Here is a 14,384-nt window from a genome sequence, read left to right as displayed (position 1 = left end):
TGGCGGCCATTCGCGCAGTATTGATCGGGCACAAAAAAAGGGCGCCGTAGCGCCCTTTTTAACCGACGGTTTAGTTGCCGCCGAACATATCTTTGATCCAGCCCGCGACGCCGTCGCCTTCTTTCTTCTCCGGCTGCTGCTGCTGTTGTTGCTGCTGCATCTGCTGCTGATTTTGCTGCTGGTTCTGCTGCTCCTGCAACTGCTGCTGTTGCTGCTGGAACAGCTGTTGCTGCTGCTGGCAGAGCGCGTCGGGATCGAGCGACCATACCGGCAGCGAGCGCCAGGTGCTGCTGCCGTTGCCGCAGACGAAGTTGCCAGCAGAATCGACGTTCATCATCGAGACATCTTCCGGCGGCGTCAGCACCAGCGGCATCGGTGCCTGGTTATCCAGGTAGCGGCGGTAGATCTGCATCGCGCCGCTGGCGCCGTACAGCTTGCTCGGCTGGTTATTGTCGCGGCCCACCCAGGTAATGGCGACCTCTTTGCCGTCGACCCCGGCGAACCAGCTGTCGATCAGGTCGTTGGTGGTGCCGGTTTTGCCCGCCAGATGCGCCTTCGGATAACGCGCGCCCAGCGCACGCGCCGTACCGTGATCGGCGACCTGCTGCATGGTGTAGAGCGTCAGATAGGCAGCCTGCGCCGGCTCGACGCGCTGCGCCTGCGGGAAGCTCTGAAAGAGCACGGTGCCGTCTTCAGCAATCACCGAGCGCACTGCCGAGAGCTGCGCGCGGTTGCCGCCGCTGGCGATCGACTGGAACGCCTGCGCCACTTCGATCGGCGTCAGGTTAAGCGCGCCGAGCAGCATCGACGGCACCGGGTTGAGCTGATCTTTCGGCACGCCCAGTTTGGTCCAGGTATCCACTACCGCGTCCAGCCCCAGCGTCATGCCGAGGTTGACCGTCGGCACGTTCATGGAGTTGGTCAGCGCGTCCACCAGCATCACCTTGCCGCTAAAGCGACGATCGTCGTTCATCGGTTTCCAGACGGTGCCGTTCGGCTGCTTCAGTGCGATCGGTTCATCGGCGATCCAGCTGTTGAGACGATAGGTGTTCGGCTGGCTGAGCGCGGTCAGATAGGTAGCCGGTTTCGCCAGCGAACCGATAGAGCGACGCGCCTGCAGCGCACGGTTATAGCCGGCGAACTGCGGATCGGCGCCGCCGACCATGGCGCGCACTTCGCCGCTGAAGCGATCGACCACCACCATCGCGGTTTCCAGATCTTTCAGGGCGCGCTGTTTTTTCAGCGCCGGAATGCCGTCGAGTACCGCTTTTTCCGCCGCGTCCTGCGAGACCGGATCGAGCGTGGTGAAGATCTTCACGCCGGAGAGATCTTTGACCTTGTCGCCCAGCTTCGCCTGCAGCTCGTTACGCACCATCTGCATAAAGGCGGGCTGCGGCGTGATGACGCCGCCCTTCGGCTGCACGCCGAGCGGGCGCGCCGAGAGCATGTCGTAGAGCTCCTGGTCGATCACCTTCTGCTGCTGCAGCAGGCGCAGCACCAGATTGCGTCGCTCCAGCGCCAGCTTCGGATTACGCCACGGGTTATAGAGCGAGGCGCCTTTCACCATGCCGACCAGCATCGCCTGCTGATCGAGGCTCAGCTCGTCGACCGGACGGCCGAAGTAGTAGAGGCTCGCCAGCGGGAAGCCGCGGATCTGGTCGTTGCCTGCCTGGCCAAGATAGACCTCGTTCAGGTAGAGCTCCAGAATGCGGTCTTTGCTGTAGCGCGCGTCCATAATCACCGCCATATAGGCTTCGCGCGCTTTACGCCACAGTGAACGCTCGTTGGTCAGGAACAGGTTTTTCACCAGCTGCTGCGTCAGGGTACTGCCGCCCTGCACCGCTTTCCCGGCCGTGATATTGGCGAGGAAGGCGCGGCCGATCGAGTAAGGGCTGATGCCGTCATGCTCGTAGAAATGACGGTCTTCGGTCGCGATCAGCGTATCGACCAGCAGATCCGGGAAGCCGGCGCGCGGCACGAACAGGCGCTGCTCGCCGTTCGGCGACTGCAGCATGGTGATCAGGCGCGGATCGAGACGGAAGAAGCCGAAGTCGCGGCCGGAATCGAGGTTTTTAATCTCGCCCAGCTCATCGCCGTCGAACACCATCTGGGCGTGCACCTGACCCTCTTTGCTGTCCGGGAAGTCGAACGGACGGCGCAGCAGATCGATGGTGTTGCCTTTAACCGAGAACTCGCCGGGACGCGTGATGCGCGACACCTCGCGATACTGCGTGCCTTCCAGCAGCGCGATCATCTCTTTCTTGTTGTAGGCCATGCCTGGTTCCAGGCTGACCATGCGGCCGTAGACGGTCGCGGGCAGCTGCCACACTTTGCCGTCGATGCGGGCGCGGATCTCCGAGTCGAGGTAGACGCCCCAGGCGGCCATAATCACCACAAACACGAGGAACAGCTTGATCAGCCAGCCTAGCCAGCGACGCTTCCCGCGCGGCGGACGCTTTCCTTTACTTTTACGCGGCACAGGCGCTTTCTCCTCAACTTCATCGGCAAAATCATCATTTTCAAAATCGTCTTCATCCCTGCGGCGACCCCGACGCGTAGCGTTACGCGGCGGCTTGGGTTGTTTTCCTTTGCGCCCAATGGGTTCGCGATCGTTCCCAGACATTGGTTTCATTCTCCAGGCATTACGTTGGCTGCGCCGATACTCTAGCGGCTTTTACCTTTTCCGCATGGCGGAACCCTCTGAAATCGATCCAGCCGGCTCAACCTTGCGGGGAATATTTTTTGGTGCGCTTTGTGGGCAGCGCGCTGGCCGGATCGTCGGGCCAGGGATGGCGGGGATAGCGCCCTTTCATCTCTTTCTGCACCTCCGGATAAGCGCCGCGCCAGAAGGCGGCCAGATCGCGGGTAATCTGCAACGGCCGCTGCGCGGGCGACAGCAGTTCCAGCACCAGCGGCACGCGCCCTTCCGCCACGGCGGGATTGCTCGCCTCGCCGAACATCTCCTGAATGCGCACCGCCAGCGCGGGCGGCTTATCGGCATGGTAGCGAATGGGCAGCCGGCTGCCGGTCGGCACAGTGTAATGAGTTGGCAGCGCACTATCCAGCCGCTGGCGTTGCGACCATGTGAGCAAATGTAATAGCGCGCTGACAAGGTTGACCGCCTGCAGCGATTTCAGATCGCGCACCGCGCCCATCTCCGGCAGCAGCCAGCGGTCGAGCGTTGCCAGCAGCGACTCGTCGTCCACGGCGGGCCATTTCTCTTCAGGCAGCCAGTGCGCGGCGCACTGCAGCCGCACGCGCAGCTGCTGCGCCGCCTCGCTCCAGCCCAACACGCCCAAACCTTTTTGCGCCACCCAGCGTAATATTGCGGCGTGCAGCACCTCGGGTTCCGGACGCGCCATCGGCTGCGCCTTCAGCACCAGCGCGCCGATCTGCTCGCGGCGCAGCGCGCGCAGCGTGCCCTTCTCTTCGTCCCACTCGACTTCGGCGCGCACCTCTACCAGCTCCGGCCGCGCCTGACGCAGCGCGTCGATATCGATCGGCAGCGCCAGCAGCATGCGCGCATCCGGCGCCGCGCTGCCCTGCAGCAGGGCGGGCGCGATCAGCCATTCGTAGCGGTTCAGCCCCTCTTGCGCATCCAGCATCGCGCCCAGGCCGTTGGCGAGCTGGTAGCGGCCGCCACTGTCGCGGCGCTGCGCCAGTCGGTCGCCGAAGCCCGCCGCCAGCAGCGCGGGAAAGCGATCTTCATCGACGCGGCCGCCGCTGACGCCGAGCCGCGTCTGCCACTGCTTCGCGCGCCGCAGCCACTGCGGCTGCGGGCGATGCAGCGCGTCGCGCAGATCGGGCGAGCCGCTGCGCGGCGGATCTTCCAGAATCGCCACCAGCAGCGCGGCGCTGGCGGCCGCGTCGGGCTCCTGGCCGGCGGCGCAAAGCACGGCGCTGAGGCGCGGATCGCCGCCGAGCTGCGCCATGCGGCGTCCCGTCGCGCTCAGCTTGCCGCTGTCGTCCAGCGCGCCAAGCCGGCTAAGCAGCTCGCGCGCCGCGCGCAGGTGTTTTTCCGGCGGCGCATCGAGCCAGGTCAGCTGATCCGGCTGCTGGCAGCCCCACTGCAGCAGCTCGATCCACAGCGCAGCGAGATCGCTGTGCATGATTTCCGCTTCGCTCTGCGCGGCGGCGCGCGACGCCTGCTCTTCAGGGATCAGATGCAGGCAGATGCCGGGCATCAGACGACCGGCGCGACCGGCGCGCTGCGTCATCGACGCCTGGCTGACGCGCTGGGTCAGCAGCCGCGTCACGCCGCTGCGCGCGTCGAACTGCGCGACGCGCTCCAGCGCGCTGTCCACCACCAGCCGGATGCCTTCGATGGTCAGGCTGGTTTCAGCGATATTGGTGGCGAGCACCACTTTGCGGCGCCCTTCCGGCGCGGGCAGGATTGCGCGGCGCTGCGCCGCCAGCGGCAGCGCGCCATAGAGCGGCGTCAAATCGACGTTGTCCGCTACGCGCGACTCCAGCTCGCGCTTCACCCGCTCAATCTCCGCCACGCCGGGCAGAAACAGCAGCAGCGAGCCGCTCTCTTCGCGCAGCAGCTGCGCCGTTTCGCGCGCCACCGCCTCTTCAAAGCGCAGCGTGGCGCTGAGCGGGGCGAAGCGGCGCGTCACCGGATAGCTGCGTCCTTCGGAGACAATCAGCGGCGCGTCGGGCAGCAACGCCGAGAGGCGCGCGTTGTCCAGCGTCGCCGACATCAAGAGGATTTTCAGATCGTCCCGCAGCCCTTGCTGCACGTCGAGCAGCAGCGCCAGCGCCAGATCCGCCTGCAGGCTGCGCTCGTGGAACTCATCGAGGATCACCAGCGACACGCCGCTTAGCTCAGGATCGCGCTGCAGCATGCGCGTCAGGATGCCTTCCGTCACCACCTCCAGCCGGGTGGACGGCCCGACGCAGTTCTCGCCGCGCATGCGGAAGCCGACGGTGGCGCCGGGCTGCTCGCCGAGCTGCTCCGCCAGGCGCTGCGCCACGTTGCGCGCCGCCAGCCGACGCGGCTCCAGCATAATAATGCGGCCCGGCAGGTTCGCCTGCCGCAGCAGCTGCAGCGGCAGCCAGGTCGATTTGCCCGCGCCGGTCGGGGCCGCCAGCAGAATTTGCGGCGCGGCGTCGAGCGCCTGAAGCAGGTCGGGCAGCACGGCGCTGACCGGTAAATCACTCACGGCAAACTCCCGTTCAGCCTGTGTTAAGATGGCGCGCATTGTAGCACTCATCCGCGAGGATTGCCGGAGACCGCCATGGAGACGCAACGCCTGTTTTTTGGCATCGGGCTGCCTGACGCGCTGCAGCAGCAGCTGGTGCGCTGGCGCGCCGATAGCTTCGCCGACGACGCCGGCCGCCCCATCGTCGCGGCCAATCTGCACCTGACGCTCGCCTTTCTCGGCGAGGTGAAAAGCGAGACCGCGCAGAAGCTGCAACAGCTTGCGGCGCGCATTCAGCAGCCCGCTTTCGATATCGATCTCGACGACGCCGGCCACTGGCCGCGTCCAGGCGTGGTGTGGATCGGCTGCCGGCGGCCGCCGCGCGGCCTGCTGCAGCTCGCCGATCTGCTGCGCGCCCAGGCGGCGCGCCACGGCGGCGCGCCACGGCTGCGCCCAGAGCGCACAGCCGTTTCATCCGCACGTCACGCTGCTGCGCGACGCCGCATCGCGCATCGCGCTGCCGCCGCGCGACTTTCACTGGCGCTTTCGCGTCGACCATTTCTCGCTGTTTTCCTCGCACTACGCGCGGGGCCGCACGCGCTATCAGGCGCTGGCGAGCTGGCCGCTGACCTGACTCTGGAGCGCTATGCTGTTTTCACCGCCGTTAAAGTCCGCCCGACTGATTGCCCGCTATAAACGTTTTCTCGCCGACGTGGTGACGCCGGAAGGAGAAACCCTGACGATCCACTGCGCCAACACCGGCGCGATGACCGGCTGCGCCACGCCGGGCGATACGGTGTGGTACTCCACCTCCGACAGCCTGACGCGCAAATATCCGCACAGCTGGGAGTTGACCGAAACGCAGCAGGGCCACTGGATCTGCGTCAATACGCTGCGCGCGAATCAGCTGGTTAAAGAGGCGCTGCTCGCCGCTGCGATTCCGGAATTAGCGGGCTATGAGCGCTGCCAGGCTGAAGTCAGGTATGGCGAGGAAAAGAGCCGAATCGACTTCCTGCTTCAGGCAGGCGGCAGACGCAACTGCTATATTGAAGTCAAGTCCGTGACCCTTTTACATCAAGGAAAAGGCTATTTTCCGGATGCGGTGACGGTCCGAGGCCAGAAGCACCTGCGCGAGCTAAGCGCCGTCGCGGCTGCCGGCCATCGGGCTGTTTTGTTGTTTGCGGTTCTGCACTCGGGGATTGAGGACGTCTCCCCCGCGCGTCACATTGATGCACGTTACGCAGACCAACTGGTCCAGGCGCAGCAGGACGGCGTAGAGATTTTGGCGTATCGCGCGGATTTATCACCGGCAGGCCTGTTTCTGAAAAAGCCGGTTGCCGTAACCTTGTAATATCTTTTGCAAATTGTTGTGGTATGAATGGTTAACGCGAGGCGCCAAATACGCTGTTCCTCACAGGCTTGTCAAGGTGCGATCATCAATAATTGCCAACCTTGACTGCTTCTGTTATTTATAGCGGCCTGTTTTTCCCCGTAGGGGGATCGATGTACCCATTTGCGGCAACGCGGCGAAATCCGCCAGGCAAAATGTAGCCCACTGGCTACACTCATCCGCCTGACGCCTAATCGCTGGCGCTGAACCACAAAAGGTATAGTGCGTGTTATCCAGGAGAAACAACATGCAAGAAGGGCAAAACCGTAAAACATCGTCCCTGAGTATTCTCGCCATCGCTGGGGTGGAGCCATACCAGGAGAAGCCGGGCGAAGAGTATATGAACGAAGCCCAGCTGCAACATTTTCGCAAGATTCTGGAAGCCTGGCGCAATCAGCTGCGTGATGAAGTTGACCGCACCGTCTCGCATATGCAGGACGAAGCGGCGAACTTCCCGGATCCGGTTGACCGTGCCGCGCAGGAAGAGGAATTCAGCCTTGAACTGCGTAACCGCGACCGCGAGCGTAAGCTGATCAAGAAGATCGAGAAGACGCTGAAGAAAGTCGAAGATGACGACTTCGGCTACTGCGAGTCCTGCGGCGTGGAAATCGGCATCCGCCGTCTGGAAGCGCGTCCGACCGCCGATCTTTGCATCGACTGCAAGACGCTGGCAGAAATCCGCGAAAAACAGATGGCTGGCTAACGCCACGCCTGACTCACCGCACTGCGGAAAGCACGTTGTTGTGCCGCTGTGCGGTGACTTTTAAAGCCTGTGTCTACGCATCCCTGCATCGGACGTTTCGCCCCCTCGCCTTCCGGCGATCTCCATTTCGGCTCGCTGATTGCCGCCCTTGGCAGCTATCTGAGCGCGCGCGCGCAAAACGGCCGCTGGCTGGTGCGCATCGAAGATATCGATCCGCCGCGCGAAGTTCCCGGCGCCGCCACGCGCATTCTGCATCAGCTGGAGCACTACGGCCTGCACTGGGACGGCGACGTTTTATGGCAGTCGCACCGTCATGACGCCTATCGCGAGGCGCTGGCCTGGCTGCAGGCGCATCGCCAGAGCTATTACTGCACCTGTACGCGTCGCCGCATCCAGCAGATCGGCGGATTCTATGACGGCCACTGTCGCGATCGCCAGCTGGGGCCGGAGAACGCCGCGCTGCGGCTACGCCAGCACGCGCCGGTTTTTAGCTTCGACGATCGGCTGCGCGGCCATTTAGCGGTGGATGCGCGCCTGGCGCAGGAAGATTTTATTATCCATCGCCGCGACGGCCTGTTCGCCTACAACCTTGCGGTGGTGGTCGACGACCATTTTCAGGGCGTGACGGAGATCGTGCGCGGCGCGGATTTGATTGAGCCGACGGTGCGGCAGATCGCCCTGTATCAGCAGTTCGGCTGGCCGCTGCCTGCATATTTGCATTTGCCGCTGGCGATCAATCCCGACGGCAATAAACTGTCGAAGCAGAATCATGCCCCTTCGCTGCCCGCCGGCGACCCGCGACCGCTGCTGGTGCAGGCGCTACGTTTTTTGGGGCAGCCTGTCGCGACAGGATGGGAAGACGAAACGCAGGAGAAACTGCTGGAAAGCGCGGTCTCGCAGTGGAATATCGCTTTGATACCCCGAGAGAACGCCCTGAAACCGGCTGAGCCGACAACACCATTCCTAAATGATTCGCAACAGGCTATGATTAGCCGCTGATTTTATTTACACCACTTTACGTCGCTGTCGAGGTGTCCCATTTTTACCCGAGTTGCTAATTTTTGCCGGAAAGTCCTCATGCGTGATGAGGAGGCGCCTGTCGAGGTTGAAACTGAGCGTCATCAGATGACCATTATCCCTCGTGAGAGCCATAACATCTCGCGCAAAGACATTAGCGAAAATGCCCTCAAGGTACTCTATCGCCTGAACAAAGCAGGCTATGAATCCTATCTGGTGGGCGGTGGCGTTCGCGACCTGCTGCTGGGTAAAAAGCCCAAGGACTTCGATATCACCACCAACGCCACGCCAGAGCAGATGCGTAAGCTGTTCCGCAACTGCCGTCTGGTCGGGCGTCGCTTCCGTCTGGCGCACGTCATGTTCGGCCCTGAGGTGATCGAAGTCGCGACCTTCCGCGGCCATCATCAGGCTGAAGAGGACGTCGAAGAGGATCGCAATCAGTCGCAGCGCGCCCAGAGCGGCATGCTGCTGCGCGACAATATCTTCGGCAGCATCGAAGACGATGCGCAGCGCCGCGATTTGACGATCAACAGCCTCTATTACAACGTCGCCGACTTTACCGTACGCGACTACGTCGGCGGCCTGCAGGATCTGCAGCAGGGCATCATTCGCCTGATTGGCGATCCCGAGACGCGCTACCGCGAAGATCCGGTGCGTATGCTGCGCGTAGTGCGCTTCGCCGCCAAGCTCGATATGACCATCGCGGCGGAAACTGCCGAACCGATCCCGCGTCTCGCCACGCTGCTGCGCGATATCCCGCCGGCGCGCCTGTTTGAAGAGGCGCTGAAGCTGCTGCAGGCGGGCTACGGCTACAGCACCTATATCAAGCTGCGCGAGTTTCAGCTGTTCCAGCCGCTGTTCCCTACCATTACGCGCAACTTCACCGAAGATGGCGATAGCTATATGGAGCGGATGGTGGCGCAGGTGCTGAAAAACACCGATAACCGCATCCACAACGATATGCGCGTCAATCCAGCCTTCCTGTTTGCGGCGATGTTCTGGTATCCGCAGCTCGAAGCGGCGCAGCGCATCGCGCAGGAGAGCGGCCTGACCTATTTCGACGCCTTCGCGATGGCGATGAACGATACGCTGGATGAAGCCTGCCGCGCGCTGGCGATCCCGAAACGCATTACCACGCTGATCCGCGATATCTGGCAGCTGCAGCTGCGCATGTCGCGCCGCCACGGCAAGCGCGCCTGGAAGCTGATGGAACATCCGAAGTTCCGCGCCGCCTACGATCTGCTGGCGCTGCGCGCCGAGGTCGAGAACAATCCGGAACTGATCCGCCTTAGCCACTGGTGGGGCGAATTCCAGGCCGCCGCGCCGACGCAGCAGAAAACCATGCTTAATACGCTGGGCGACGACCCGGCGCCGCGCCGCAAAACGCGTCGTCCGCGCCGCCGCCCCGCCCCACCGCGCCGCGACAGCCAAAACGCGTCGTGACACGCGTTTACCTGGCGCTCGGCAGCAACCTTGCCGATCCGCTGCAACAGGTCGACGCGGCGCTGCGTGCGCTCGACGCGCTGCCGGAGACGGCGCGCGTCGCGACCTCCTCTTTCTACCGCACGCCGCCTTACGGTCCGCCGGACCAGCCCGATTACCTGAACGCGGCGGTGGCGCTGGATACCGATCTCGCGCCGGAAGCGCTGCTGGATCACACCCAGCGCATCGAGCTTGAGCACGGCCGCGTTCGCAAAGCGGAACGCTGGGGACCGCGCACGCTCGATATCGATATCCTGCTCTTCGGCCAGCAGAGCCTTAACACCCCGCGTCTGATCGTGCCGCATTACGATATGCACAACCGCGCCTTTATGCTGGTGCCGCTGCTGGAGATCGCGCCTGACGCGACGCTGCCGGACGGCCGTCCGCTGCGCGACCTGATGGCGCGCCTCGACGCCAGCGCCATTCGCCCCTGGCACGGCTGACGCCGCACAGATTGATACGTAAGAGATTTCGCTCTCCTGCGCTATCCAGTACACTGCGCCCATCTGCAATACCTGAGTTGAGAGCGCAATGAAACCCACCACTATTTCTCATCTGCGTCAGTGGAAAGCGAGCGGACGTAAGTTCGCCACACTGACCGCCTACGATTTCAGCTTTGCCCGCCTGTTCGCCGACGAAGGCATCCAGGTGATGCTGATCGGCGATTCGCTCGGCATGACCGTTCAGGGTCATGAGTCGACGCTGCCGGTTACCGTCGCTGATATCGCCTATCACACCGCCGCCGTCCGCCGCGGCGCGGCGCAGGCGCTGGTCATGGCCGACCTGCCCTTTATGAGTTACGCCACGCCGCAGCAAACCTTCGACAACGCCGCGCAGCTGATGCGCGCCGGCGCCAATATGGTGAAGCTGGAGGGCGGCGCATGGCTGGCGGAGACGGTGCGCATGCTGACCGAGCGCGCGGTGCCGGTGTGCGGCCATCTCGGCCTGACGCCGCAGTCGGTGAATATCTTCGGCGGCTATAAGGTGCAGGGCCGCGACGAGGCGGCCGCCGAGCGGCTGCTGGCCGACGCGCTGGCGTTGGAAGCCGCGGGCGCGCAGCTGATGGTGCTGGAGTGCGTGCCGGTTTCGCTGGCGCAGCGCATCACTCAGGCGCTGACGATCCCGGTTATCGGCATCGGCGCGGGCAACGTTACTGACGGCCAGATTCTGGTGATGCATGACGCCTTCGGCATTACCGGCGGCCATATCCCGAAATTTGCGAAGAACTTTCTCGCCGAGGCGGGCGACATACGCGCCGCTATCCGTCACTATATCGCCGAAGTCGAAGCGGGAACCTATCCTGCGGCTGAACACAGTTTCCAGTAATTAGGGAGCCTTACCGTGCTGATCATTGAAACGCTGCCGATGCTGCGCCGTGAAATTCGTCGCTGGCGGCAGGCAGGAAAACGCATCGCGCTGGTGCCGACCATGGGCAATCTGCATGACGGCCATTTAACGCTGGTAGACGAGGCGCGCGAGCGCGGCGATATTGTCGTGGTGTCGATTTTCGTCAACCCGATGCAGTTCGATCGCGCCGACGATCTGGCGCGCTACCCGCGCACGCTGCAGGAAGATTGCGAGAAGCTGAATCGCCGCAGCGTCGATGTAGTATTCGCGCCCGCGCCGGCAGAGGTTTATCCGCACGGGCTGGCGAACCAGACCTTTGTCGAGGTGCCGGTGCTCTCGTCGCTGCTGGAAGGCGCCAGCCGTCCCGGCCATTTTCGCGGCGTCGCCACTATCGTCAGTAAGCTGTTTAATCTGGTGCAGCCCGATATCGCCTGCTTTGGCGAGAAGGATTTTCAGCAGCTGGCGATCATCCGCAAGATGGTGGCGGATATGGGCTTCGATATCGAGATTGTCGGCGTGCCGACGGTGCGCGCCAAAGACGGCCTGGCGCTCAGTTCGCGCAACGGCTACCTCACCGAAGATGAGCGTCAGCTCGCGCCGGTTCTGGCGCAGGTGATGAACGGTATGGCGGCGCGCCTCGCCAACGGCGAGCGCCATATCGAAGAGATTATTGAAGCCGCTGAGGCGGAGCTTAGCGAGAAAGGATTACGCCCGGACGGGCTTGCCATCTGCGACGCCGATACGCTGGAGCCGCTGACGGTCGAGAGCCGTCGCGCGGTGATCCTGATGGCGGCATGGCTGGGCAAAGCGCGTCTGATTGATAATCAACAGGTCGACCTCACGCAGTAAGCGCAGGTCATTGTCAGAAAGAACAATAAGGTCTTTTATGATTCGTACCGTTTTACAAGGCAAGCTGCACCGCGTGAAGGTGACCCAGGCAGATTTGAACTACGAAGGTTCCTGCGCCATCGATCAGGACTTCCTCGACGCGTCGGGCATTCTGCAATATGAGGCCATTGATATTTATAACGTTACCAACGGCCAGCGTTTTTCCACCTACGCTATCGCCGCCGAACGCGGGTCGAAGATTATTTCAGTCAACGGTGCGGCGGCGCGTTGCGCCTGCGAAGGGGATATCCTGATTATTTGCTCTTACGTGCAGGTTGAAGACGCGGAGGCGCGCCAGTGGCAGCCGAAGGTCGCCTATTTCGAAGGCGACAACGAGATGAAGCGTCTGGCGAAGGCGCTGCCGGTGCAGGTCGCCTGAGGGGGCAAGGTGCTGACGTGGGCGGCGTAAACCGATCGCAAAGACGCAAAAGACGCCATCCCTGTCTGCTCGGCCCACGCCTTCCATGGCGTGGGACGCTTTGCTCTTCGGTTCACGTCGCCCACTTGTCAGGCTACTGAGCCGTCTGAAAAAAAAGCAGCCATCCGGCTGCTTTTTTTATCAGGTGCGCAGGCCACGTCCGCGCTGGATCAGCGTGTAGACCAGAATATAAAACACCAGGATAAAGGCGATCAGCACCGACAGGGTAAACACCAGCGGCACATCGTTGATGCCGAGGAAGCCGAAGCGGAAGCCGCTGATCATATAAACAATCGGATTCAGCTTCGACACCGCCTGCCAGAACGGCGGCAGCAGCGTCAGCGAATAGAACACCCCGCCCAGATAGGTCAGCGGCGTCAGCACGAAGGTCGGGATCAGGCTGATATCGTCGAAGGTGCGCGCGAACACCGCGTTCAGCAGGCCAGCCAGCGAAAAGAGGATCGCCGTCAGCAGCAGCGTCACTGCCACCATCGACCAGGAGTGGACGTGGAACGGCACGAAAAACAGCGAAATCGCCGTGACCAGCACCCCGACGCAGAGACCGCGCGCCACGCCGCCGCCGACATAGCCGGCGATAATAATATGCGTCGGCACCGGCGCCACCAGCAGCTCTTCAATATTGCGCTGAAACTTGGCGCTGAAGAACGACGAGGCGACGTTGGCGTAGGCGTTGGTGATCACCGCCATCATAATCAGGCCCGGCACGATAAACTGCATATAGCTGAAGCCGTGCATATCGCCGATGCGCGAGCCGATCAGGTTGCCGAAAATAATAAAATAGAGCGTCATGGTGATCACCGGCGGCACCAGCGTCTGGATCCAGATGCGCGCGAAACGGTTAATCTCCTTGGCCCAGATACTCTTCAGCGCTACCCAGTACAAATGTGTCATGCTTTCGCTCCTTTGCCCTGCACCAGGCTGACAAACAGCTCTTCCAGGCGGTTTGCTTTGTTACGCATGCTCAGTACCTGCACGCCCTGCGCGCTAAGCTGGCCAAACACGCTGTTCAGCCCCTGCTCGCGCATCACTTCGACCTCCAGCGTCGAGGCGTCCACCAGACGATACTGGAACCCTTCCAGCGTCGGCAGCGCGCTGCCCGGCGCGAGATCGAGAATAAAGGTTTCCGACTGCAGCTTGGCCAGCAGCCCCTTCATCGAGGTGTTCTCCACCAGCTCGCCGCTCTGGATAATGCCGATGTTGCGGCACAACATCTCCGCCTCTTCCAGATAGTGCGTGGTCAAAATAATGGTGGTGCCTTTTTCGTTCAGCTCTTTCAGGAAGGTCCACATCGAACGACGCAGCTCGATATCCACGCCCGCCGTCGGCTCGTCGAGGATCAGCAGCTTCGGCTCATGCATCAGCGCGCGGGCGATCATCAGACGACGCTTCATGCCGCCGGAAAGCATCCGCGCGCGCTCGTTGCGCTTGCCCCAAAGATCGAGCTGCGTCAGATACTTCTCTGCGCGCTGCTGCGCCTCGCGGCGCTCAACGCCGTAGTAGCCCGCCTGATTCACCACGATCTGCAGCACGGTCTCGAACGGGTTGAAGTTGAACTCCTGCGGCACCAGGCCGAGCTGGCGTTTGGCGTTGACCACCTCTTTTTCCAGGTCGTAGCCGAACACGCGCACGCTGCCGCCAGATTTGTTCACCAGCGAACTGATAATCCCGATGGTGGTCGATTTGCCCGCGCCGTTTGGTCCCAGCAGCGCATAAAAATCGCCGGCTTCGACGTTAAGATCTATCCCTTTCAGCGCCTGTACGCCGCCGGAATAGGTCTTGGTCAGCCGGGAAAGTTCCAGTGCATAAGTCATTCCGAATCCATATCCTGTTTTAATGTCGGTGTGTCGCGATGGACATAGCGAGCCGCTGGCTGACGCGATGTCGCCGCAACGTTGCTACTTATGATGAGCCACCCTGAGCGTAAAATCTTCCTGGATGGGCATTTTTTTGCGGAGGTGAAGGCTGAACTCCTGA

General features: G+C 62.4%; 13 protein-coding genes. 9 read left to right on the top strand and 4 right to left on the bottom strand.

Annotation, left to right across the window (positions count from 1 at the left end; translation table 11 throughout):
* Positions 1–70 precede the first annotated feature (70 nt).
* Positions 71–2,623, bottom strand: a complete 2,553-nt coding sequence (mrcB, locus tag JS46_RS08305; protein WP_033749559.1) for a bifunctional glycosyl transferase/transpeptidase — start codon at positions 2,621–2,623, stop codon at positions 71–73.
* 97 nt (positions 2,624–2,720) lie between these two features.
* A complete protein-coding gene (gene hrpB, locus JS46_RS08300; RefSeq protein WP_033749557.1) occupies positions 2,721–5,204 on the bottom strand; it encodes an ATP-dependent helicase HrpB in 2,484 nt (827 codons plus the stop codon).
* A gap of 36 nt (positions 5,205–5,240) precedes the next feature.
* On the opposite strand from hrpB, the gene thpR reads away from it, so the two are divergent.
* From thpR to panD, 9 genes are all read left to right on the top strand, one after another.
* Positions 5,241–5,840: an RNA 2',3'-cyclic phosphodiesterase gene (gene thpR / locus JS46_RS22875; RefSeq protein ID WP_235212982.1), complete on the top strand. Its 600-nt coding sequence runs from the start codon at positions 5,241–5,243 to the stop codon at positions 5,838–5,840.
* Positions 5,791–6,495, top strand: a complete 705-nt coding sequence (gene sfsA / locus JS46_RS08290) for a DNA/RNA nuclease SfsA (RefSeq protein WP_033749556.1) — start codon at positions 5,791–5,793, stop codon at positions 6,493–6,495. Before thpR ends, sfsA begins: the two co-directional genes overlap by 50 nt.
* A gap of 286 nt (positions 6,496–6,781) precedes the next feature.
* On the top strand, positions 6,782–7,237 hold the full coding sequence (gene dksA / locus JS46_RS08285; protein ID WP_033749555.1) for an RNA polymerase-binding protein DksA: 456 nt from the start codon (positions 6,782–6,784) through the stop codon (positions 7,235–7,237).
* Positions 7,238–7,306: 69 nt separating this feature from the next.
* Positions 7,307–8,236: a tRNA glutamyl-Q(34) synthetase GluQRS gene (gene gluQRS / locus JS46_RS08280; protein WP_033749553.1), complete on the top strand. Its 930-nt coding sequence runs from the start codon at positions 7,307–7,309 to the stop codon at positions 8,234–8,236.
* A 39-nt stretch (positions 8,237–8,275) separates the two neighbouring features.
* The gene (gene pcnB, locus JS46_RS08275) at positions 8,276–9,697 is read left to right on the top strand and encodes a polynucleotide adenylyltransferase PcnB (RefSeq protein ID WP_235212984.1); all 1,422 of its coding nucleotides are present in this window, start codon (positions 8,276–8,278) and stop codon (positions 9,695–9,697) included.
* Positions 9,694–10,179, top strand: a complete 486-nt coding sequence (folK, locus tag JS46_RS08270) for a 2-amino-4-hydroxy-6-hydroxymethyldihydropteridine diphosphokinase (RefSeq protein WP_033749551.1) — start codon at positions 9,694–9,696, stop codon at positions 10,177–10,179. The genes pcnB and folK overlap by 4 nt, the downstream gene beginning before the upstream one ends.
* A gap of 88 nt (positions 10,180–10,267) precedes the next feature.
* A complete protein-coding gene (gene panB, locus JS46_RS08265; protein ID WP_033749550.1) occupies positions 10,268–11,062 on the top strand; it encodes a 3-methyl-2-oxobutanoate hydroxymethyltransferase in 795 nt (264 codons plus the stop codon).
* A 15-nt stretch (positions 11,063–11,077) separates the two neighbouring features.
* Positions 11,078–11,932 carry a pantoate--beta-alanine ligase gene (panC, locus tag JS46_RS08260; RefSeq protein WP_033749549.1) on the top strand — a complete coding sequence of 285 codons (855 nt, stop codon included), beginning with the start codon at positions 11,078–11,080 and terminating at the stop codon, positions 11,930–11,932.
* Between the two features lie 37 nt (positions 11,933–11,969).
* On the top strand, positions 11,970–12,350 hold the full coding sequence (panD, locus tag JS46_RS08255) for an aspartate 1-decarboxylase (RefSeq protein WP_033749547.1): 381 nt from the start codon (positions 11,970–11,972) through the stop codon (positions 12,348–12,350).
* A gap of 180 nt (positions 12,351–12,530) precedes the next feature.
* Here panD and JS46_RS08250 read toward each other — a convergent pair whose 3' ends face one another.
* Together JS46_RS08250 and JS46_RS08245 are read right to left on the bottom strand one after the other, a co-directional pair.
* Entirely contained in the window at positions 12,531–13,301 is a 771-nt protein-coding gene (locus JS46_RS08250) for an ABC transporter permease (protein WP_033749545.1), read from the bottom strand.
* The gene (locus JS46_RS08245) at positions 13,298–14,221 is read right to left on the bottom strand and encodes an ABC transporter ATP-binding protein (RefSeq protein WP_033749543.1); all 924 of its coding nucleotides are present in this window, start codon (positions 14,219–14,221) and stop codon (positions 13,298–13,300) included. The genes JS46_RS08250 and JS46_RS08245 overlap by 4 nt, the downstream gene beginning before the upstream one ends.
* Between the last annotated feature and the right edge of the window lie 163 nt (positions 14,222–14,384).

The organism is Pantoea sp. NGS-ED-1003, assembly GCF_000738765.1.
GTDB lineage: Bacteria > Pseudomonadota > Gammaproteobacteria > Enterobacterales > Enterobacteriaceae > Pantoea > Pantoea septica.
This window is presented reverse-complemented; position numbering and strand designations above follow the sequence as displayed.

Coding starts and splice junctions, on each gene's coding strand:
- mrcB (WP_033749559.1), bottom strand. CDS start 2,623: ATGTCTGGGAACGATCGCGAACCCATTGGGCGCAAAGGAAAACAACCC.
- hrpB (WP_033749557.1), bottom strand. CDS start 5,204: ATGCGCGCCATCTTAACACAGGCTGAACGGGAGTTTGCCGTGAGTGAT.
- thpR (WP_235212982.1), top strand. CDS start 5,241: ATGGAGACGCAACGCCTGTTTTTTGGCATCGGGCTGCCTGACGCGCTG.
- sfsA (WP_033749556.1), top strand. CDS start 5,791: ATGCTGTTTTCACCGCCGTTAAAGTCCGCCCGACTGATTGCCCGCTAT.
- dksA (WP_033749555.1), top strand. CDS start 6,782: ATGCAAGAAGGGCAAAACCGTAAAACATCGTCCCTGAGTATTCTCGCC.
- panB (WP_033749550.1), top strand. CDS start 10,268: ATGAAACCCACCACTATTTCTCATCTGCGTCAGTGGAAAGCGAGCGGA.
- panD (WP_033749547.1), top strand. CDS start 11,970: ATGATTCGTACCGTTTTACAAGGCAAGCTGCACCGCGTGAAGGTGACC.
- JS46_RS08250 (WP_033749545.1), bottom strand. CDS start 13,301: ATGACACATTTGTACTGGGTAGCGCTGAAGAGTATCTGGGCCAAGGAG.
- JS46_RS08245 (WP_033749543.1), bottom strand. CDS start 14,221: ATGACTTATGCACTGGAACTTTCCCGGCTGACCAAGACCTATTCCGGC.